Here is a 19,741-nt window from a genome sequence, read left to right as displayed (position 1 = left end):
AGCTTAGCCCAGTGCTTTGACGCGCGCGGACAGGCGCGACATTTTGCGGGCGGCGGTGTTCTTGTGGAAAACACCCTTGGTAACGCCGCGCATCAGCTCGGGCTGAGCCGCACGCAGAGCAGCAGTCGCCGCGTCCTTGTCGCCGGATGCGATCGCTTCTTCGACTTTACGCAGATAGGTGCGGATGCGCGAACGACGCGCTTTGTTGATTGCAAAGCGCTTTTCGTTCTGACGCGCGCGTTTTTTTGCCTGAGGCGAGTTTGCCATGTGAATCTGACCTTCGTTCGGTACGTTAATCTTGGGTTGCGCGCCACGGACATATCCGCACCGGATCAGAAATCACGAGTGTGAGTCGGGCCAAGCGGGCCGCACGCGCATGTATAGCGGGGGTCTTTAGCCAAGTTTCGAGAGATTGCCAAGTTGATTCTTGGAACAAGGGCCAAGAATATGGGGCGGGCTTGAAACACCCGCCTCAGAGGTCCCGCGCTTTACTTGTCGCGGAATTGCGCCGTGCGCTTTTCCAGGAACGCGGCCATGCCTTCCTTCTGATCTTCGGTAGCGAACATCGAATGGAAGACACGACGCTCGAACAACATACCTTCACTCAGCGGAAGCTCGTAGCTGCGGTTCACCGCTTCTTTCGCGGCCATTGCAGTCAATTGCGATTTCTCGGCAATCTTCTGCGCTGCGCTCACGGCCTCTTCGATCAGCTTCTTGGCCGGCACCACCCGGCTGACGAGACCCGCGCGCTCGGCTTCGTCGGCATCCATGAAACGCCCGGTCAGGTTCATGTCCATCGATTTGGATTTACCCACGAACCGCGTCAGACGCTGACTTCCACCCAGACCGGCAATGACGCCCAGATTGATCTCGGGCTGGCCGAATTTCGCGGTGTCCGCCGCGATGATGAAATCGCACAGCATGGCAAGTTCACAGCCACCGCCCAGCGCATAGCCCGCAACGGCCGCGATGATCGGCTTGCGAATCGCGGTCACACGATCATTCGCATCGGCAAAAAGGTTGATGTTGTAGACGTCGACAAAACTCATCTCGGACATTTCCTTGATGTCCGCGCCGGCGGCGAAGGCCTTGTCCGATCCGGTTATCACGATGCAGCGCACCTTGTCGTTGCTGTCCGCATCTTCCAGCGCGGTGCAGAGCTCACCCAGCAACTGGGTGTTCAACGCGTTCAACGCATCCGGTCGGTTGAGTTTGATAAGTGCGACGTGGTCTTCGATTTCGACGATGATCGTCTCAAAAGCCATGAGGAGAAAGCTTCCGGTTGTTCCGTTCAGGTACGATTCCTTACCACGCGAAAAACTTGGATCAAGCTATCTTTGGCATTGCGCACAATAGAAGGATGAGCGACCGGACTGGGTGATTCTCTTGATCGGCGCTCCGCACCCTTCGGTCCGGCAGGCCTCGCCCTCGCGGCCATAAACATCAAACTTGTGCTGAAAATATCCAAGTTCTCCATCGGCTTGGCGGAAATCCCGCAGCGAAGACCCACCGGCTTTGATGGCGTCCTGCAACACCTGCCGGATGATCGGAACAAGCGCCGCCACGCGGGGTGCGGAAATCTGTCCGGCTTTGCGACGTGGCGACACTCGGCCGCGATAAAGAGCTTCGCAAACATAGATATTGCCCAGACCGGCAACGATTCCCTGATCCAGCAGGGCGGATTTGACAGGGGTGTTCTTGCCTTTGAACGCCTTGATCAGGTGTTGGTCGTGAAAATCGTTGCCCAAGGGTTCAGGCCCCAGAACCGACAGCAACTTGTGATCTTCGGCGTTGGCCGTTTGCATCAGGTCCATCGCGCCAAACCGGCGGGGATCGTTGAAGGTGATGCGCGCGCCGTTGGCCATATGAAAGACCACATGGTCATGTTTTTGCACGGCGGGATGGTCATGGACGAATTGCCCCAACGGGTCACCCGACACCGTCATCCGCCCCGACATACCCAGGTGGATCAGCAACGTCTCACCGCTGCTGAGATCCGCCAGAATGTATTTCGACCGCCGCCGCAACCGCTCTACCCGCTGCCCGGTCAGCCGTTCGGCCATACGTTCGGGGAACGGCCAGCGCAGATCGGGGCGGTTCACATCAGCCCGTTCGATCACGACCCCTTCCATGGCAGGACTCAGGCCGCGTCTTACTGTCTCGACCTCAGGTAATTCGGGCATTACAGGGCTCCTAATTCAAAGGGCCGCATTGTGCCCGCCTCTCTTGGCCCTATAACAGAGGCGAAAATCGACAAACGGCAAGGCAAATGTCCGACAACATCGACAAGACCACTCATTTCGGTTTCGAAACCGTCCCCGAGGCCGAAAAGGCAGGGCGCGTACAGGGCGTGTTCAACTCGGTTGCCTCGAAATATGACGTGATGAACGACGTCATGTCGATGGGCATCCACCGGGTCTGGAAGGACGCGATGATGGACTGGCTGGCGCCACGCCCCGGCCAGCGGCTGCTGGACGTGGCCGGTGGCACGGGCGACATCTCGTTCAGGTTCCTCAAGCGCGCGGGTCACGGCCACGCCACGGTCCTGGACCTGACCGAGCCGATGCTGATCGAAGGGCGCCAACGTGCCGAGGCAGATCAGATGTCGGGCAGCCTGAACTGGGTCGTGGGCGATGCCATGGCCCTGCCCTTCGAAGACAATACATTCGATGTTTACACGATCTCGTTCGGCATTCGGAACGTCACCCGCCCGCAAGAAGCTTTGAACGAGGCTTACCGCGTGCTGAAACCCGGCGGCCGCCTGATGGTGCTGGAATTCAGCCAGCTGCCCAATGAGGGGCTGCAAAAGCTCTACGACCTTTACAGCTTCAACGTCATCCCGCGCATGGGAAAACTAATCGCCAATGACTATGACAGCTATCAGTACCTGGTCGAATCGATCCGAAAATTTCCCGATCAGGAAACGTTCCTGAACATGGTTCGCACCGCAGGTTTCGAAAACGCCAAATACCGGAACCTGAGCATGGGTATCGCCGCGCTGCATTCCGGCTGGAAGATCTGACACATGCGTGGTCCCCATAACATCATCCGCCTGATCCGCACAGGCGCCACGCTCGAGCGCACAGGCGCCATGAACGTGGTACTGGATGCGTTCGAAGCCCCGCGCGCCGTACGCATCCTGGCCCACGCATTGGGCAAACCCTTTCAATGGCTTGGCTACAAAGGCGACCCCGGTATGCCACCGGCAACGCGCGCCCTGACGGCGCTTGGCCCCGCCTATATCAAATTCGGGCAAGTGCTTTCGACCCGCCCTGACGTCGTTGGAAATGAACTGGCCGAGCAACTGCGCGTTCTGCAAGACAAGCTGCCCCCTTTCTCCAAAGCCGACGCGATGGCCGAAGTCGAGAAAGAACTGGGTCAGCCGATCTCGGACATGTTCAGCGAATTCAGCGAACCGATTGCCGCAGCCTCGATTGCGCAGGTTCACAAGGCCAAGCTGACCAGCACGGGTGAGGATGTCGCAGTGAAAGTCCTGCGCCCGGGGATCGAACGCGCGTTCCGCAAAGATGTCGATGCGTTCTATTTCGCCGCCGGAATTGTCCAGCTCTTCGCCCCCGGCGCGCGCCGTCTGCGACCGGTGGAGGTGATCGAGCATTTCGACGGTGTCGTGCGCGGCGAACTGGATCTGCGTCTGGAAAGCGCGGCGGCCTCCGAATATGCCGCCAACACCAAGGACGACACCGGCTTCTGGCTGCCGCCCGTTGTGTGGTCACTGTCCGCGCGGCGCGTCATGACGCTCAGCTGGGCGGACGGGATCGCGCTGGGTGACAATGATGCTCTGGATGCCGCAGGTCACAACCGCAATGATCTGGCCGAACGTGTCCTGCGCCTATTCCTCCTCCATGCGCTGCGCGACGGCTTTTTCCACGCCGACATGCACCAGGGCAACCTCAAGGTCGCCGCGAACGGAGACATCATTGCCTATGACTATGGCATCATGGGGCATATCGATGAATACACGCGCCGGGTCTATGCCGAAATCCTGTTTGGCTTCATCCGCCGCGACTACAAACGTGTGGCCGAGGTGCATTTCGAAGCCGGCTATGTTCCCGCCAACCAGGACGTGGACGAGTTCGCCCGCGCCCTGCGTGCCGTGGGCGAGCCGATCTTCGGCATGGATGCCACGCATATTTCCATGGGGCGGTTGCTGAGCTATCTGTTCGAAGTGACCGAACGGTTCGGGATGGAAACCCGAACCGAGCTGATCCTGCTGCAACGCACCATGGTTGTCGTCGAAGGCGTTGCGCGCTCACTCGACCCTCATATGAACATCTGGGAAGTCGCCCGCCCCGTGGTCGAAGACTACATCAAACAATCCATCGGCCCTCGGGCGGCCCTGCGTGATTTTGGGAAAACCGCAATGGTGCTGGCCCGCTTCGGCCCGCGTCTGCCGGCCCTGGTCGAAAACGCACTGATTGCGCAGACACAGAAGGACGAACCGCAGACGCCCACCTTTTGGTCCTTTGCTCTGCCCGCCACGATCGGCGCCGCAGCAGGTGCGGCGCTGGTCTTGCTGATCAACGCGCTCAGCTGAACCAATCCGCCTGCTTCATCTGGCCACAAATATCCTCGGGGGGAATCGCGCCCTGGCGCGATGGGGGGCAGACAGCCCCCCGCACCCCTTCCGGGTCAGAGCCGCTCGATGGCGATGGCAATCCCCTGACCGCCCCCGATGCACATGGTGATCAACCCTTTGGATCCGCCGGAACGTTCCAGCTCGTACAGTGCTTTCAGCGTGATGATCGCACCCGTGGCCCCCACCGGATGCCCCAGCGCAATCGCACCCCCGTTGGGGTTCACCTTGCTCGCATCCAATCCAAGCTCCTGATTCACAGCCAGTGCCTGCGCGGCGAAGGCTTCATTGCTTTCGATCACGTCGAAATCTTCCGCTGACAGACCCGTCTTCGCAAACAGGTTTTGCACTGCCGGAACCGGACCGATGCCCATGACTTCCGGCCGCACGCCTGCATGCGCATAACCAATCACACGCGCCTTCGGTTTCAAACCTGCCCTTTCGGCCGCATCCGCTGTCGCCAGCACCATCGCCGCCGCGCCGTCATTGATGCCTGAGGCATTCCCGGCTGTCACACGCCCGTCCTTCTTGAACACCGGGCGCAGACCGGCCAACGCTTCGGCGGTCGTCGCCTTTGGATGCTCGTCGACTTTGAAATCGACCATGTCCCGCTTGACCTTGACCTGTACCGGAGTGATCTGGCTGTCGAAGTAACCGGCCTCGATCGCCGCCGCCGCACGTGTCTGGCTGTCCAATGCGAACGCATCCATCTGTTCGCGGCTGATTTGATGCTCATCCGCCACGTTTTCGGCCGTCACCCCCATATGTCCGGTGCCAAAGGGGCAGTTCAACGCGCCCAGCATCATGTCCAGCGCGGTGACGTCGCCCATCTTTGCGCCCCAGCGCGCCTGCGGAACGATATAGGGGCTTCGGGACATGCTTTCTGCTCCGCCTGCCACCGCAAAGTCAGCATCGCCCAGCATCAGGGACTGCATGGCTGACACGATCGCCTGCGCGCCCGATCCGCACAGGCGGTTCACGTTCATGGCCGGCGTACCATTGGGAATGCCCGCCTGCATGGCGGCGACGCGCGACAGATACATGTCACGCGGTTCAGTGTTGATCACATGACCGAACACCACATGCCCGATCTGTGCCCCCTCAACCCCCGATCGCTCAAGCGCCGCTTCGGTCGCGACAGTGGCCAGATCAATCGGCGCGGTTGAAGCCAGCGCACCACCAAAGGTGCCAATTGCGGTGCGGGCACCGTCGAGAATAACGATATCGCTCATGAGCTACTCCTCCTGAATCTCGCTGCATTATGCATGCGCAGAATGGCACTGTCGCCCCAGACGTCCCGTCACGGCGGGAATTGACATTGCGTTGCGCAGCCCCCATGGATTCCGTCATGACGGAAGACACAGACGATATCCTGAACCTCCTGCCCGCCCGCCTGAAAGAGGCACGCCGGGCCAAAGGCCTGTCCCTGGAAGCGGTCGCCAATCTCAGCGGTGTGTCCCGGTCCATGGTCAGTCAGATCGAACGCGGCGAAAGCAGCCCGACGATCTCGACCTTGTGGAACCTGACACGCGCCTTGCAGGTGGATTTCGCCGGTCTCTTGGAGGGCACAAAGACCACGGACCAGATCGAGGTGCTCAGAAACTCCGAAGTGCCCAGCATCGACAATATGGGGCAGAACTGCCGAATTCGCATCCTGTCACCGCCGGAAGAGGCCGGGGGTCATGAAGTCTATGATATCGAATTTGACAAGGACGGGGCCCTGAACAGCCAACCCCACGCCCGCGGTGCCCGTGAACAGCTCACCGTGCTGGAAGGCGCGGTCAAAGTCACTTCAGGCAATGCGGTGACCGAGTTGAACCAGGGGGATACAGCCCGATATGCCGCCGACATTGCGCATTCCATCTGTGCCCAAGGGCCAGCCCGAGTATTCCTGATCGTAAAAAACGCCTGACATCCGCGAAATTCCGCCTTCACGGATATTTTTCCTTCATATTGAATTTCCCCTATTTGGGAATTTCATCCGCTATGTTAGATGTGCGACTCAGTTGAACGGAGGTCGCCATGGCAGATGTATTCCTGTCCCATATCACGGACACACTTGCGCAGATCGAATCTGAGGGTCTTTACAAACGCGAACGAATGATCACCTCACCTCAGGGCGGTGAGATCACTGTGGGCGGCAAGCAGGTGATCAACCTCTGTGCCAACAACTATCTGGGTCTGGCGGATCACCCGGCGCTGATCGAGGCCGCGACACAAGCGATGGGGCCCAAAGGATTCGGCATGGCGTCGGTTCGGTTCATCTGTGGCACGCAAGACATTCACCGCGAACTGGAACAACGTCTTGCCAATTTCCTGAACAAGGACGACTCCATCCTCTTTGCCGCTTGTTTCGACGCCAATGGCGGGCTGTTTGAACCTCTGCTGGGACCGGAAGACGCCATCATTTCGGACAGCCTGAACCACGCCTCGATCATCGACGGCGTGCGGCTGTGCAAGGCCAAACGCTATCGCTATCTGAACAACGACATGAATGACCTCGAAGCCTGGCTGAAACAGGCGCGCGAAGACGGGGCGCGGCATATCATGATCGCCACCGATGGCGTGTTCTCGATGGACGGCTATCTGGCCAACCTGCCAAAAATCCGGGAACTGGCCGATAAATACGATGCAATTGTCATGGTGGACGATTGCCATGCGACCGGTTTCATGGGGCCGAACGGGGCCGGCACACCCGATCATTTCGGCGTCGATGTGGATATTCTGACGGGAACCTTGGGCAAGGCACTTGGGGGGGCAATCGGCGGCTATATCGCCGGGCCGCAGCCAGTGATCGACCTGCTGCGGCAGCGGGCGCGGCCCTATCTGTTCTCAAACTCGCTGCCGCCCTCGATCGTCGCCGCCGGGTTGGAAGCGATCCGCCTGGTCGAAGAAGGCGACATGCTGCGCGCGCAACTCTTCGGCAACGCCAAATATTGGCGCGCCGGGCTGGAAAAGCTTGGCTTTGACCTGCTGCCTGGGGAACACCCGATCATCCCGGTGATGCTGGGTGAGGCTCAGCTGGCACAGGACATGGCGTCACGGCTGTTCGACGAAGGTGTCTATGTTTCGGGCTTCTTCTTTCCGGTCGTCCCACGCGGGCAAGCGCGGATCAGAACGCAGATGAATGCGGCTCTGACCAGGGATGAACTGGACCGCGCCCTTTCCGCATTTGGCAAGGTCGGCAAAGAACTGGGGGTCATCGAATGATCCTTCCATCGGTCATCGACGTGATCGGCGACACCCCCATGGTTGAACTGTCGCGCGTGTGTGCCCAGCAGAAGCTGAACGGGCGTATCATCGCCAAGCTTGATTACTTGCTGCCGGGGTTTTCGAAAAAGGACCGCGCGGCGAAGTCCATCATCGAAACGGCGCGCGCAGACGGGACTTTGTCACCGGGGCAAACGGTGGTCGAGCTGACCTCGGGCAATATGGGCACCGGGCTGGCCATTGTATGCGGTATTCTGGGCCATCCTTTCGTGGCTGTCATGAGCGCCGGAAACTCGATCGAACGCGCGCGTATGATGCGGGCCCTGGGGGCCGAAGTTGTCATCGTGCCCCAGGCCCCCGGCAGCAAACCCGGCGAAGTCTCTGGGGCCGATCTTGAACTGGTCGATGTCGAGGCGAAACGCATCACGGCCGCACGCAACGCGTTTCGTGCGGATCAGTTTGGCCATTCGGGAAACCCCAAGGCCCACGAAACCGGGACCGGGCCCGAGATCTGGGCGCAATCCGAAGGCACCGTCACGGCATTCTGCGACTTTGCAGGATCGGGCGGAACGCTTGCCGGAGCGGCAGAGTATCTGAACCGGCACGGCGTGCGGTGCTATGTCGTGGAACCTGCGGGCGCGCGCGCTTTGGCCGGTGAGCCGGTTTCGACCCCGGACCATCCCATTCAGGGAGGCGGTTACGCCATGGGTGATCTGGTGCATTTGAAGGATAGCCGATTGGCCGGACATCTTGCTGTTTCGGGGAAGGCCGCGCGGGATTGTGCCCGACTTCTGGCCCGGACCGAGGGGATATTCGCCGGCTATTCGGCAGGCGCGAATCTTGCCGCGGCGATTGAACTGCTGCGCGGCCCCGAAGAAGGCGGCTGTGTCGCCATCGTCATGTGTGACAGCGGCCTGAAATACCTGTCGACCGATTTGTGGGAGTAAACATATGCGACCCAACACAATGAAAGCTCTGGAAAAATCCAAACCCGAAGAAGGGTTGTGGATGGTGCAGGCCCCGATCCCCGAAATTGGCCCCGATGATGTGCTGATCCGTATCAACAAGACGGGTATCTGCGGCACCGACATCCATATCTGGAACTGGGACGAGTGGGCGTCTCATACCGTGCCGGTTCCGATGATCACTGGCCATGAGTTTGCCGGAGAGATCGTCGAGATCGGGCGCAACGTGACCGGGCTTGAAATCGGCCAGCGATGCTCGGGCGAGGGCCATCTGATCACCACCGACAGCCGCCAGAGCCGCGCCGGAAAGTTTCACCTGGATCCGGGAACCCGGGGCATTGGAGTGAACGAACAGGGCGCATTTGCCGAATACCTGAAACTGCCTGCCTTCAACGTGGTTCCCTTGCCCGACGACATACCGGATGAGATCGGAGCCATCCTCGATCCGCTGGGCAATGCGGTGCATACTGCCCTCAGCTTTGATTTGCTGGGAGAGGACGTTCTGATCACGGGTGCGGGCCCCATCGGTATCATGGCCGCTGCCGTCGCTCGTCACGCGGGTGCACGCAACGTGGTCATCACCGACATCAACGCAGACCGATTGAAACTGGCCGAACATGTGGTTCCTTCGGTGCGGACCGTCGATGTCTCCACCGAGGACTTGCGGGACGTCATCGCCGAGCTTGGGATGAAGGAAGGGTTCGATGTCGGGCTTGAAATGTCCGGCTCGCAAGCCGCCCTGGACCAGATGGTCGAAGCGTTGGTGATGGGTGGAAAGATCGCGTTGCTGGGGATTCCACCGGGCAAATCTCCGGTCGACTGGTCGCGCATCGTGTTCAAGGCGATCACGATCAAGGGGGTCTATGGGCGTGAGATGTTCGAAACGTGGTACAAGATGATCGCCATGCTGCAAAACGGTCTGGATGTGTCCCGCGTGATCACGCATCGCTTTGCGGTTGATGATTTCGCCAAAGGGTTTTCCGCGATGAAATCAGGCCTGTCCGGCAAGGTTGTTCTGGACTGGACCTAACGCGCTGGAAAGTTGCAAGTTCAGCCCCTAGACAGGTGCAGAACTTGCACAAGGGAGGCATGAGATGGGCGAGAACAAAGACGATCGTCTGTTGCAACGGGGGGTCGAAGACACCCTGGTCACTGATTTCGCCGAAACGCACCGCAAAAGCTATGGCGACTTCCTGCAACTGAAGACGCTGCTGAACCTGCAAAAAACCTTTCAGGACCCCGCACAACCTGACGAGATGCTGTTCATCATCATTCATCAGGTCAGTGAGCTGTGGCTGAAACTGATGCATCACCAACTGGTCGAGGTCCGCCGGTTCCTGCAACAAGACGAATTCGGGCCCGCCATGAAAAACCTCGACCGTATCAAGGCCATTCAACGGCAATTGATTGCGGCCTGGGAAACCCTGCTGACCATGACGCCGGCCGACTATATGACGTTTCGGCAGGCCCTCGGCAACTCTTCCGGGTTTCAAAGCTATGGGTACAGGCAGATCGAGTTCATTCTGGGCAATAAGGATGCCTCGACTCTGAAAGTGCACGAGCATGACCCCGAGGTGATGGAGATGCTGAACGCCGCCCTGACCAAACCGTCCCTGTATGACGAAGTGTTGCACATGCTGGCCCGACAGGGGTTCGACGTTCCAAAGGACTTGATCGAGCGGGACTACTCCGAACCCTATTCCGGTGATCCGCGCGTGGTTCAGATCTGGGTCGACGTGTTCCGCAACACGGACAAATATTGGGATCTGTATGCGCTGGCAGAAAAGCTCATGGATGTGGAAAGCCTGTTTCAACGCTGGCGCTTTAACCACGCCACGGCGGTTGAACGTGTGATCGGAATGCAACCCGGTACCGGAGGTTCCAGCGGCGTGGCTTTCTTGCGAAAAGCACTTGAGTTGCGATTCTTCCATGACCTCTATGATGTGCGGACGGAACTCATGTACAGCGGGCAGGGCTGAGCCATGCTGTATCGCGGATTTTCACAAGCCGAACTGGAGCGGGAATACTCTCCCAGTTCGATGATCGGTGGCGACCTGACCCCTTATCTGGCCAGCTATCAAACGCTGAGTGCGCAAGCCCGTGCCGAGCTGCCCGTTCAGGCCAACCTGGCCTTTGGCGACACCCCGGCCCAGGTGCTGGATTTCTTTCCTGCGAAGGGGGCCGGCGCCCCGTTGCATGTCTTTATTCACGGTGGGTATTGGCAGGATCTCAGCCAGCGCGAATCGGCCATGATGGCCCCTGCGCTGATCGAAGCCGAGCAATCCTTTGCCACCTTGAACTACACGCTCGCCCCGGATGCGCGGCTGGATCAAATGGTCGACGAATGTCGCGACGCCCTTCTGTGGCTTGCGTCACAGGCCGGGGCACTGGGTTTTGACCCGACGCGGATCACCTTGTCAGGACACAGTGCCGGCGCCCATCTGGCAAGCATGGTCATGGCGACCTCGGCCGGCGCATTGGCCTGCGCCGGGCTGCGTGTGCGTGACGTGCTTCTGATCAGCGGCGTCTACGATCTGGAACCCGTCAGTTTGACATCCGTGAATGACCCGCTGCACCTGACCCCAGTCGAAGTGAACGATCTGTCCCCGATCCGCAACCTGCCCCCACCGGGCCCCCGCTATCATGTTTCAGTGGGGGAACGGGACACCGGCGAATTCATTCGTCAAAGCCGCGACTATGCGGAACGGCTGCGCAAGGCCGGGCACTCGGTCAGCTTTGCCTTGAAACACGGAATGCACCATTTCGACATCATCCTGCATTCCGGAACCTTCCTGCCCGACACGTAATGAGGCATTTTTCAAACAAAAACAGCGGCCCGACCGGTGCCGCTGTTTTTTTGTGTCCATCCCGCTTGGGATCAATCCAGGGTACGGGTAACTTCTTCGCGCTCGAATATCTCGATCACGTCGCCCTGGCGGATATCGTCGTAGTTCTCGAACGCCATACCACATTCCTGACCCGACTGGACCTCGGCCACTTCGTCTTTGAAGCGCTTCAGGGTCTTCAGCGTGCCTTCGTGGATCACCACGTTGTCGCGCAGCAGGCGAACGCCTGCGGAACGGCGGGCAACACCTTCGGTAACCAGACAGCCGGCAACCTTGCCGACACCGGTAACCTTGAAGACTTCGCGGATTTCGGCATAGCCGATGAACTTTTCTCGTATCTCGGCGCTCAGCAGGCCGGATGCGGCCGCTTTCACGTCGTCGACCAGGTCATAGATCACCGAGTAGTAGCGGATCTCGACACCCTTTTGGTTCGCCGTGTTCCGCGCCGATGCGTTGGCACGGACGTTGAAGCCAAAGACCGGCGCGCCGGAAGCCTCCGCCAGACCGACATCCGTTTCGGTGATCGCGCCCACACCCGAGTGCAGAACGCGCACGCGCACTTCTTCGTTGCCGATCTTTTCCATCGCCTGAACGATGGCTTCGGCAGAACCCTGCACATCGGCTTTGACGAGGATCGGCAACTCGGCCACGTTCTCGTCTTCTTTTGCCTTCTGCATCAGCTGCTCAAGGGTGGTCGCGGCACCAGCGGCGGCACGTTTGTCCTTGGCGGCTTGTTCGCGATAAGCGGCGATTTCGCGGGCCTGCGCTTCGGTCTCGGTCACGTTCAGAACGTCACCGGCCTCAGGCGTACCGTTCAGGCCCAGAACCTCGACCGGAACCGAGGGGCCAGCTTCCTTGACGCGTTCACCCTTGTCGTTGATCAGCGCGCGGACCTTACCGTACTGCTCACCCACAACGAAGATATCGCCCTGACGCAGTGTGCCGTTCTGAACAAGAACCGTGGCGACCGGGCCACGACCCACGTCCAGCTGCGCCTCGATCACGGCACCTTGGGCGGCGCGGTTCGGGTTTGCCTTCAGTTCCAGAATCTCGGCCTGAAGCGCGATGGCTTCCAGCAATTCGTCCAGACCCTGACCCGTGATTGCGGACACTTCGACATCCTGGACTTCACCGGACATTTTCTCGACGATCACTTCGTGTTGCAGCAGATCGGTGCGGACCTTGTCCGGGTTTGCATCCGGCTTGTCGACCTTGTTGATCGCCACGATCATCGGTACTTCGGCCGCTTTTGCGTGGTTGATCGCTTCGATCGTCTGCGGCATCACCGCGTCGTCAGCCGCGACGACCAGAACCACGATATCCGTGACCTGAGCACCGCGCGAGCGCATCGACGTAAACGCCGCGTGGCCCGGAGTATCCAGGAAGGTCAGCGTGGTGCCGCCATCGGTTTTCACCTGATACGCGCCGATATGTTGGGTGATGCCACCGGCCTCACCCGCCACAACGCGCGCGTCGCGGATTGCGTCCAACAGCGAGGTCTTGCCGTGGTCGACGTGACCCATGATGGTGATGACCGGCGGACGCGGCTGCAGATCGTCTTCGCTGTCTTCGACCTCTTTGATGACGTCTTCAACATCCGAATCGGATACGCGAGTGACCTTGTGGCCAAATTCTTCGATGATCAGTTCCGCGGTGTCTGCGTCGATGGTCTGGTTCTGCGTGACCATCATGCCCATCTGCATCAGCGATTTGACCACGTCAGCCACACGCTCGGCCATACGATTGGCCAGTTCCGAGACCATGATCGCCTCGGGCAGCTGTACGTCGCGGATCACCTTTTCCCGTTCAACGGCACCGCCCATGGCTTTCTGACGCGCACGCTCCTGCTTGCGCTTCATCGCGGCCATCGAGCGCTGACGGTTGCCCTCGCCACCGGTCGCCTGACCCAGAGTCAGCTTGCCCGAACGGCGGTTGTCGTCGCGTCCTTTGCCACGACCACGCTGCTCACGTTCGCGATCCTGTTTGCGCGGCGTGGCTGCCGGCGCAGGTTTGCTGGCCGGGGCGCGAGCCGCTTTGGGCTCTTCAGGTGCGGGCGCGGCAGCGGCGCGTTTGGCGGCTTCTTCCGCCTCTTTGCGCTTGCGCTCTTCTTCCTCAGCCTTCTGACGCGCACGCTCTTCGGCTTCGCGCTGTTCGCGTTCTTTGGCTTCCTGTTCCGCACGGCGGCGTGCGCGCTCTTCTTCGCGCGCCTTTTCAGCAGCCTCGCGCGCCGCGGCCTCTTCGGCCTCACGCGCTTTGGCCGCTTGCAACGCCTTCATGCGGCGCGCCATTTCCGCATCGGAAATGCCCGCAGGACGACGCGACGGATCACCCGAAGGTGCAGCACCGCCACCCGGCTTTGCTGCGCCCGGCTTGGGAACCACCACGCGTTTGCGTTTGGTTTCCACCACGACATTCTTGGTGCGTCCGTGGCTGAAACTCTGTTTCACATTTCCGGGGCGTGCCCCGCCACGAAGACCCAATGTCTTTTTGCCGTCATTATCGCTCATAAAGCTCTTTACCCTTCCGCGCGGCCCCTGCCGCCGTCATCCGTTTCGCGCAAGCCACGCAGGCGCTGCGCTTCCTCTACAACACGTTTGGCGAGTCCGCCAGAGGCCAAGGCCGCATGAATCACCGTTTGGCGCCCAAATGCCTGTCCTAATTCGTCTGCCGTCAGCCAACCTATGTATTTCCCGAAGTGCGGCGTGCTCAGTTTGGACTTGCCGCGCCCCGATCCATCGGCGGCCTGAATCAGCACCTGCGCCTCTTCCCGGTCCAGCCACGTCTTGACCTTTTCATACCCCGCGACCGCGTCGCCGGACTTGCGCGCCAGGCTGAGCAGCTCGACAACGCGGCGCGCGATCTGCTGTTCAACCTTTTCCGCCAGGTCCTTGGGCACAGACACCTGCGCCTTGAACCCCCGCGCAAACAGTTTCTTGCCAACGGCCTTGTCCAAGGCGGCACGATCTGCCGCCACATAGACCCCCCGCCCGGGCAGTTTCGCCGCGACATCCGGAAAAACCTGACCGTCCGGCCCCGCCACAAAGCGGATCAGCCCGTTTTTGGGCTGCACCTCGCCTGTGGCGATGCACTTGCGCTCGGGTCCGTCGGACCGATCCTTATGGGCGCCACCGCGACTCATACACGCCACCCGAAGCCCGAGATCAGGCCTCGACCTCCTCGTCTGCTGCGTCGCCGTCGACGTCTTCTTCCGCCTGTTCCAGCTCGGCCGGATCAACCCAACCCAGCAGGATACGCGCCGTCATGACCATATCTTGCGCCTCTTCCAGCGTTACGCCGAAAGGCTCCAATACACCGTCATCCTTGACACGCTCACCATCGACGGTCGTCCAGCCACCGGCCAGTTCCCAGTCGGCGCAAGTTGCAAAGTCTTCCAGAGTCTTCACGTCGTCCCTGGCCAGCGCCTCTACCATCTGGGGTGTCAGACCTTCGAATTCAATGAGACTGTCCTCGGCCCCCAATTCACGCGCCGCATCCAGTGCCGCCTTGGCCTGTGCTTCCAGGAATTCGCGGGCGCGGGTTTGCAGTTCCTGCGCTGTACCTTCGTCAACGCCGTCGATGACCAGCAGTTCCTCAATCTCGACATAGGCAACCTCTTCGAGGTTGGTGAAGCCTTCCGAGACCAGCAGCTGAGCAAAGAATTCGTCCAGATCCAGGCTGTCCATGAACAGTTTGGTACGGGCTTCGAATTCCTTCTGGCGGCGGGCCGATTCTTCGGCCTCGGTCATGATGTCGATGTCCAGGCCGGTCAGCTGGCTGGCCAGACGCACGTTCTGACCGCGGCGACCGATGGCCAGCGACAGTTGTTCTTCTGGCACGACAACCTCGATCTTGCCGGCTTCTTCGTCCAGAACCACCTTGGAAACCTCGGCAGGCTGCAACGCGTTCACCAGGAAGGTAGGCTGGTCTTCGTTCCACGGGATGATGTCGATCTTTTCACCCTGCAGCTCGTTCACAACCGCCTGCACACGGCTGCCGCGCATACCAACGCAGGCACCCACGGGGTCGATCGAACCATCATAGGAAATCACGGCGATCTTGGCGCGCGAACCGGGGTCACGGGCCACGGCCTTGACCTCGATGATGCCGTCATAGATTTCCGGCACTTCCATCTTGAACAGCTCGGCCATGAATTCCGGCGCTGTGCGCGACAGGAAGATCTGATGGCCACGCACTTCGCGGCGAACCTCTTTGATATAGGCGCGCACCCGGTCATTCGGGCGATAGCTTTCGCGGCCGATCTTGTCGTTGCGGCGCAGAACCGCCTCGGCACCGCCCAGATCGACGATGACATTGCCAAACTCTTCGCGCTTGACCGCACCGTTGATGATGGTACCGGCGCGATCCTTGAATTCTTCGTACTGACGGTCACGCTCGGCTTCGCGCACCTTCTGCAAAATCACCTGCTTGGCGGACTGAGCCGCGATCCGGCCCATCTCAACCGGCGGGACCTCTTCGACGAAGACGTCACCAACCTCGGGCGCTTCCATATACTGCTTGGCCTGCTCGACGGTCATTTCGGCCTGATAGTTCTCAAGCTCCTCATCTTCGACCACGGTACGGACGCGGGTAAAGGTCGCCTTGCCGGTCTTGCGGTCGATCGACACGCGGATGTCCATCTCGGCGCCGTAGCGGCTCTTGGCGGCACGGGCGAGCGATTCCTCCATCGCTTCGACAACCAGACCGGGGTCGATCATCTTTTCGCGGGCCACGGCCTCGGCGGTCTGCAGCAGCTCCAGCTGGTTGGCTGAGGTGATTGCCATCAGTTCGTCTCCTCTTCGGACCCTTCGGTCTCAATCTCGTCGAAAGCGTTTTCGTTCAGGGCACCGGCGTCTTTGCGCTGGCGCAGCATTTCCTTGATCAGGTCATCGGTCAGGACCAGCTTGGCGTCGCTCAGCCAGTCGAATTGCAGACCGATGGTGATGGTTTCATCCCCCTCGGGGATGTTGATCAGAACCTCGTCCCCTTCGATCCCCGCCAATTCGCCCTTGAAGCGTCGGCGGCCGTCAATCAGTTCGGCGGTCTCGATCTTGGCCTCATAGCCTTCGAAGGTCTCGAAATCCTTCAGACGGGTCAGAGGGCGGTCGATACCGGGGCTGGACACCTCAAGCGTATAGGCATCAAGGATTGGGTCCTCGACATCCAGCGTGGCGCTGACCGCGTTGGAAATCTCGGCGCAATCATCCACTTCGATACCGCCATCGGGCTTGTCGGCCATGATCTGAAGCGTAGTCTGCTTGCCGCTCATCAGGCGGATACGGACCAGCTCATACCCCAGATCTTCGATCACGGGCGTGATGATCTCGGCCAGTCGCCGGTCAATGGCAGCTTTTGCTATCAGGTCGTTTGTCATCTGGTACTCTACCCTGTCAGTCGGGCACAAAAAAACGGGCGCGCGGCCCGTCGAATTTTCCGGTGGAGCCTTGGACCAGAAGTCCAACGCGCCGCTGTTGAAACTGCATATACGCAGGATGGCCCGAGTCTGCAACCCCCTGAGGGATTCGCATTCGGATTTACACCATCCACCACCGTTCGGCGATGCGGCCATCGTCCAGCGCACCGTTCCCGGCAATCTGCCGCGGCATCCCGACAGCATCCGATACGGCAAGGGCCATGTCGGCCTCGGACGGGTGGAACCGGACACCGCGCGTGCCTCGCATTCCGGCCCGATCCGGAAGCGCCGCGATATCGACATACCCGTCCTGCAGCGCCTCGGCGCGCACGGCTGGGTCCGGGATTACAATGACTTCAACCGCGTCAGCCCATCCGGCCTGACCATCTTTGTAATGCCCCTCGACACGGCGGCCCAGAAAATGGCGGCCATCTTCTGCCCGTTCGACACGATAGCAGCCGGTGCCATTGGCCTTGCGCAACGGGGATACGGTTTCACCGGCGCGCGCAACAACAAAGCGGCTGTCGGCCAACAGGAAAGGCAATCCGGGATTTGCCTCGGCAAGTTCAAGCCGCAGGCGGTTGGGGGCAAGGGCCTCGGGCCTTCCGATTTCGGCCAGAACGGCCAGGACATCGGCAATCTGCAACGGTTCGCCATCGTGAAAGACCGCGTCATCACGCAGATCAAAGTTCCAGACCCGTGCGTCGGCGTCGGTTTGCCAGCCGGTCGCAAGCTCACCGCGCAACGTACCATCCGGGGCGATTTCGGTCATTGTGTCGAAAACGGCCCCACGCGCCACTTGCTCGAGGCTGTCATCGCGCGGAACAGCCAGACGCAATGTCCCGCCTTTCTTGGGCGTACCGGCAAGGGATGCTCCTGTCGCCGCCAGCAATGCGGCAGCGGCACCAGAGGCAAAGAGAGCACGGCGATCGATGCGGGTCATGCGACACCCTCCGCCACACGGTCCATGATTCGCACCAGTTCCGCGCTGATGCCCGGCTCGGACAGGGCGTGCCCCGCCTGACGAACCATTTTCAGTTCGGCATTCGGCCAGCGTTCCGCCAGCGACCAGGCGGCCTGCGGCGGGCAGATCATGTCATAGCGCCCCTGCACGATATGGCCGGGGATATGCGCGATCCGGTCCATCTGATCCAGAATCTGCCCGTCCGTTTCCAGAAACGCCTTGTTGGTGAAATAGTGATTCTCGAGCCGCGCAAAGGTGCGCGCGTATTCGCCGGGGCTTTCGCCAACCGATCCGTTGGTGTGGATCGAGGCCAGCGCGTTTTCCCAATGCGACCAGGCCCGCGCATACAGTATCTCTGTCGCGCGGTCGCCCGAAAACAGGCGTTTGTTATAGGCGGCAATGGTGTCGTTCAGTTCAACCTCGGGCAGCAGCGAGGTGAATTTCTGCCATTGCTCGGGCCAAAACCGCCCGGCGCCACCGCCGTAAAACCAGTCAAGCTCGGCCTGAGTCGCAAGGAACACCCCGCGCAACACCAGTCGACTGACGCGATCGGGATGGGTCTGGGCATAGATCAACGCCAGAGTCGCCCCCCAGCTTCCGCCAAAAGCGATCCATTCTTCGATCTCGAAGAGTTTGCGCAGCCGCTCTATGTCGGCCACCAGATGCCACGTCGTGTTGTCCTCGACCGAGGCGGTGGGGCGCGACCGGCCACATCCGCGCTGGTCAAACAGAATCACCCTGTAGGCCTGAGGATCGAAGTATCGCCTCATGGCCGGGCTGCACCCCCCACCCGGCCCCCCGTGCAGGATCACGACGGGTATGCCGTCAGGATTTCCGCATTGTTCCACATAAATACGGTGCCCATCGCCCATATCGACCATCCGCTGGTCGAAAGGGTCGATCGGCGGGTACAGATATTGAACTGCGCGCTTTTGGTCCGGGTACTTGTCCATTATGGCCCTATATAGTCCTTAAGCGTAAAAGAGCACACGGAGACAGGAATGCAAGCGCATCCGAACACGGTGGACCCGTCCGAGATCGCAAAATTCGAGGCGATGGCCGCCGAATGGTGGGACCCGCACGGGAAATTCAAACCATTGCACATGCTTAACCCGTGCCGGCTGGACTATATAACGCAGCAGATCGCCGGAGAATTCGATCGCGACCTAAAGTCGCCTGTGCCGTTCGAAGGCCTGCGCCTGCTGGATATCGGCTGCGGCGGCGGGCTGCTGAGCGAACCCATGGCGCGGCTCGGTGCTGAAGTTGTGGGTGCCGACGCCGCCGAGGGCAACCTGCCCGTGGCCCGCATCCATGCCGAGCAATCGGGGCTGCAAATCGATTATCGCCACACAACCGCCGAGGACATGGCTGCAGCAGGCGAACAATTCGACGTGGTGCTGAACATGGAGGTGGTCGAACATGTGGCCGATCCCCTTGGCTTTCTGACCGCATCGCAAGACTTGCTGAAACCGGGTGGCTTGCTGATCTGCTCCACCATCAACCGCAACCCGAAATCCTATGCGATGGCGATTTTCGGGGCCGAGGTCGTCATGCGCTGGCTGCCGCGCGGCACCCATGAATGGAACAAGTTCATCACCCCCGATGAGCTGTTCGACCTGCTGCGCCAAGCCGGGTTGGAACCGGTGGACCGGAAGGGTTTTGTGTTCAACCCGATCCTGTGGAGCTGGTCGATCTCGGACCGGGACTTGAGCGTGAATTACGTGACGGCGAGTGTGAAGCCGGGGTGAGGTA

Annotated in this window: 19 protein-coding genes; 9 read left to right on the top strand and 10 right to left on the bottom strand. The window is 60.3% G+C overall.

The genetic code is table 11. The annotated features are described in order from the left end of the window. Positions 1-3 precede the first annotated feature (3 nt). The 3 genes from rpsT to mutM form a co-directional block, all read right to left on the bottom strand. The gene (rpsT, locus tag I9185_RS12630) at positions 4-267 is read right to left on the bottom strand and encodes a 30S ribosomal protein S20 (protein WP_170345656.1); all 264 of its coding nucleotides are present in this window, start codon (positions 265-267) and stop codon (positions 4-6) included. A 221-nt stretch (positions 268-488) separates the two neighbouring features. After that, positions 489-1,265, bottom strand: coding sequence for an enoyl-CoA hydratase (locus I9185_RS12625; RefSeq protein ID WP_117870917.1), 777 nt, complete (start codon positions 1,263-1,265; stop codon positions 489-491). Between the two features lie 66 nt (positions 1,266-1,331). Then, positions 1,332-2,183 (bottom strand): bifunctional DNA-formamidopyrimidine glycosylase/DNA-(apurinic or apyrimidinic site) lyase, encoded by an 852-nt coding sequence (gene mutM / locus I9185_RS12620; RefSeq protein WP_210093234.1) that lies wholly within the window; start codon positions 2,181-2,183, stop codon positions 1,332-1,334. Positions 2,184-2,269: 86 nt separating this feature from the next. Between mutM and ubiE the strand changes: the two genes are divergently transcribed. Both ubiE and ubiB read left to right on the top strand, forming a co-directional pair. After that, positions 2,270-3,022, top strand: coding sequence for a bifunctional demethylmenaquinone methyltransferase/2-methoxy-6-polyprenyl-1,4-benzoquinol methylase UbiE (ubiE, locus tag I9185_RS12615; protein WP_171724136.1), 753 nt, complete (start codon positions 2,270-2,272; stop codon positions 3,020-3,022). 3 nt (positions 3,023-3,025) lie between these two features. Beyond that, positions 3,026-4,555, top strand: a complete 1,530-nt coding sequence (ubiB, locus tag I9185_RS12610; RefSeq protein ID WP_210093233.1) for a 2-polyprenylphenol 6-hydroxylase — start codon at positions 3,026-3,028, stop codon at positions 4,553-4,555. A gap of 95 nt (positions 4,556-4,650) precedes the next feature. Here the strand turns inward: ubiB and I9185_RS12605 are convergent, their stop codons facing one another. Beyond that, the gene (locus tag I9185_RS12605; protein ID WP_210093232.1) at positions 4,651-5,826 is read right to left on the bottom strand and encodes an acetyl-CoA C-acyltransferase family protein; all 1,176 of its coding nucleotides are present in this window, start codon (positions 5,824-5,826) and stop codon (positions 4,651-4,653) included. A gap of 116 nt (positions 5,827-5,942) precedes the next feature. Between I9185_RS12605 and I9185_RS12600 the strand changes: the two genes are divergently transcribed. The 6 genes from I9185_RS12600 to I9185_RS12575 all read left to right on the top strand — a co-directional run bounded on the left by I9185_RS12600 (position 5,943) and on the right by I9185_RS12575 (position 11,576). Further along, a complete protein-coding gene (locus I9185_RS12600) occupies positions 5,943-6,506 on the top strand; it encodes an XRE family transcriptional regulator (RefSeq protein ID WP_171635692.1) in 564 nt (187 codons plus the stop codon). 110 nt (positions 6,507-6,616) lie between these two features. Then, on the top strand, positions 6,617-7,804 hold the full coding sequence (locus I9185_RS12595) for a glycine C-acetyltransferase (protein WP_210093231.1): 1,188 nt from the start codon (positions 6,617-6,619) through the stop codon (positions 7,802-7,804). Next, positions 7,801-8,751 (top strand): cysteine synthase family protein, encoded by a 951-nt coding sequence (locus I9185_RS12590; RefSeq protein ID WP_210093230.1) that lies wholly within the window; start codon positions 7,801-7,803, stop codon positions 8,749-8,751. The genes I9185_RS12595 and I9185_RS12590 overlap by 4 nt, the downstream gene beginning before the upstream one ends. A 19-nt stretch (positions 8,752-8,770) precedes the next feature. Continuing rightward, on the top strand, positions 8,771-9,799 hold the full coding sequence (gene tdh, locus I9185_RS12585) for an L-threonine 3-dehydrogenase (RefSeq protein WP_210093255.1): 1,029 nt from the start codon (positions 8,771-8,773) through the stop codon (positions 9,797-9,799). 64 nt (positions 9,800-9,863) lie between these two features. After that, a complete protein-coding gene (locus I9185_RS12580; protein WP_210093229.1) occupies positions 9,864-10,748 on the top strand; it encodes a tryptophan 2,3-dioxygenase family protein in 885 nt (294 codons plus the stop codon). 3 nt (positions 10,749-10,751) lie between these two features. Beyond that, positions 10,752-11,576 carry an alpha/beta hydrolase gene (locus tag I9185_RS12575; RefSeq protein WP_210093228.1) on the top strand — a complete coding sequence of 275 codons (825 nt, stop codon included), beginning with the start codon at positions 10,752-10,754 and terminating at the stop codon, positions 11,574-11,576. A gap of 71 nt (positions 11,577-11,647) precedes the next feature. Here I9185_RS12575 and infB read toward each other — a convergent pair whose 3' ends face one another. From infB to pip, 6 genes are all read right to left on the bottom strand, one after another. Next, positions 11,648-14,122: a translation initiation factor IF-2 gene (gene infB / locus I9185_RS12570; protein ID WP_171724130.1), complete on the bottom strand. Its 2,475-nt coding sequence runs from the start codon at positions 14,120-14,122 to the stop codon at positions 11,648-11,650. Positions 14,123-14,130: 8 nt separating this feature from the next. Beyond that, positions 14,131-14,754 carry an RNA-binding protein gene (locus I9185_RS12565; protein WP_171635687.1) on the bottom strand — a complete coding sequence of 208 codons (624 nt, stop codon included), beginning with the start codon at positions 14,752-14,754 and terminating at the stop codon, positions 14,131-14,133. 22 nt (positions 14,755-14,776) lie between these two features. Next, positions 14,777-16,396, bottom strand: a complete 1,620-nt coding sequence (gene nusA, locus I9185_RS12560) for a transcription termination factor NusA (protein ID WP_171120181.1) — start codon at positions 16,394-16,396, stop codon at positions 14,777-14,779. After that, positions 16,396-16,986 (bottom strand): ribosome maturation factor RimP, encoded by a 591-nt coding sequence (gene rimP, locus I9185_RS12555; protein ID WP_152459779.1) that lies wholly within the window; start codon positions 16,984-16,986, stop codon positions 16,396-16,398. Before rimP ends, nusA begins: the two co-directional genes overlap by 1 nt. A gap of 160 nt (positions 16,987-17,146) precedes the next feature. Further along, positions 17,147-17,968: an ABC transporter substrate-binding protein gene (locus I9185_RS12550; RefSeq protein WP_210093227.1), complete on the bottom strand. Its 822-nt coding sequence runs from the start codon at positions 17,966-17,968 to the stop codon at positions 17,147-17,149. Beyond that, on the bottom strand, positions 17,965-18,942 hold the full coding sequence (gene pip / locus I9185_RS12545; RefSeq protein WP_171230291.1) for a prolyl aminopeptidase: 978 nt from the start codon (positions 18,940-18,942) through the stop codon (positions 17,965-17,967). Before pip ends, I9185_RS12550 begins: the two co-directional genes overlap by 4 nt. 48 nt (positions 18,943-18,990) lie before the next feature. On the opposite strand from pip, the gene ubiG reads away from it, so the two are divergent. After that, positions 18,991-19,737: a bifunctional 2-polyprenyl-6-hydroxyphenol methylase/3-demethylubiquinol 3-O-methyltransferase UbiG gene (ubiG, locus tag I9185_RS12540; RefSeq protein WP_210093226.1), complete on the top strand. Its 747-nt coding sequence runs from the start codon at positions 18,991-18,993 to the stop codon at positions 19,735-19,737. Positions 19,738-19,741 lie beyond the last annotated feature (4 nt).

The organism is Ruegeria sp. HKCCSP346 (assembly GCF_017872595.1).
Lineage (GTDB): Bacteria > Pseudomonadota > Alphaproteobacteria > Rhodobacterales > Rhodobacteraceae > Ruegeria.
The sequence above is the reverse complement of the archived record's forward strand: the minus strand, read 5'-3'. Positions and strand labels throughout refer to the sequence as shown.

What these genes read in the sequence shown, in the direction of transcription:
- rpsT (WP_170345656.1), bottom strand. Translation starts at nt 267, where the DNA reads ATGGCAAACTCGCCTCAGGCAAAAAAACGCGCGCGTCAGAACGAAAAG.
- I9185_RS12625 (WP_117870917.1), bottom strand. Translation starts at nt 1,265, where the DNA reads ATGGCTTTTGAGACGATCATCGTCGAAATCGAAGACCACGTCGCACTT.
- mutM (WP_210093234.1), bottom strand. Translation starts at nt 2,183, where the DNA reads ATGCCCGAATTACCTGAGGTCGAGACAGTAAGACGCGGCCTGAGTCCT.
- ubiE (WP_171724136.1), top strand. Translation starts at nt 2,270, where the DNA reads ATGTCCGACAACATCGACAAGACCACTCATTTCGGTTTCGAAACCGTC.
- ubiB (WP_210093233.1), top strand. Translation starts at nt 3,026, where the DNA reads ATGCGTGGTCCCCATAACATCATCCGCCTGATCCGCACAGGCGCCACG.
- I9185_RS12605 (WP_210093232.1), bottom strand. Translation starts at nt 5,826, where the DNA reads ATGAGCGATATCGTTATTCTCGACGGTGCCCGCACCGCAATTGGCACC.
- I9185_RS12600 (WP_171635692.1), top strand. Translation starts at nt 5,943, where the DNA reads ATGACGGAAGACACAGACGATATCCTGAACCTCCTGCCCGCCCGCCTG.
- I9185_RS12595 (WP_210093231.1), top strand. Translation starts at nt 6,617, where the DNA reads ATGGCAGATGTATTCCTGTCCCATATCACGGACACACTTGCGCAGATC.
- I9185_RS12590 (WP_210093230.1), top strand. Translation starts at nt 7,801, where the DNA reads ATGATCCTTCCATCGGTCATCGACGTGATCGGCGACACCCCCATGGTT.
- tdh (WP_210093255.1), top strand. Translation starts at nt 8,771, where the DNA reads ATGAAAGCTCTGGAAAAATCCAAACCCGAAGAAGGGTTGTGGATGGTG.
- I9185_RS12580 (WP_210093229.1), top strand. Translation starts at nt 9,864, where the DNA reads ATGGGCGAGAACAAAGACGATCGTCTGTTGCAACGGGGGGTCGAAGAC.
- I9185_RS12575 (WP_210093228.1), top strand. Translation starts at nt 10,752, where the DNA reads ATGCTGTATCGCGGATTTTCACAAGCCGAACTGGAGCGGGAATACTCT.
- infB (WP_171724130.1), bottom strand. Translation starts at nt 14,122, where the DNA reads ATGAGCGATAATGACGGCAAAAAGACATTGGGTCTTCGTGGCGGGGCA.
- I9185_RS12565 (WP_171635687.1), bottom strand. Translation starts at nt 14,754, where the DNA reads ATGAGTCGCGGTGGCGCCCATAAGGATCGGTCCGACGGACCCGAGCGC.
- nusA (WP_171120181.1), bottom strand. Translation starts at nt 16,396, where the DNA reads ATGGCAATCACCTCAGCCAACCAGCTGGAGCTGCTGCAGACCGCCGAG.
- rimP (WP_152459779.1), bottom strand. Translation starts at nt 16,986, where the DNA reads ATGACAAACGACCTGATAGCAAAAGCTGCCATTGACCGGCGACTGGCC.
- I9185_RS12550 (WP_210093227.1), bottom strand. Translation starts at nt 17,968, where the DNA reads ATGACCCGCATCGATCGCCGTGCTCTCTTTGCCTCTGGTGCCGCTGCC.
- pip (WP_171230291.1), bottom strand. Translation starts at nt 18,942, where the DNA reads ATGGACAAGTACCCGGACCAAAAGCGCGCAGTTCAATATCTGTACCCG.
- ubiG (WP_210093226.1), top strand. Translation starts at nt 18,991, where the DNA reads ATGCAAGCGCATCCGAACACGGTGGACCCGTCCGAGATCGCAAAATTC.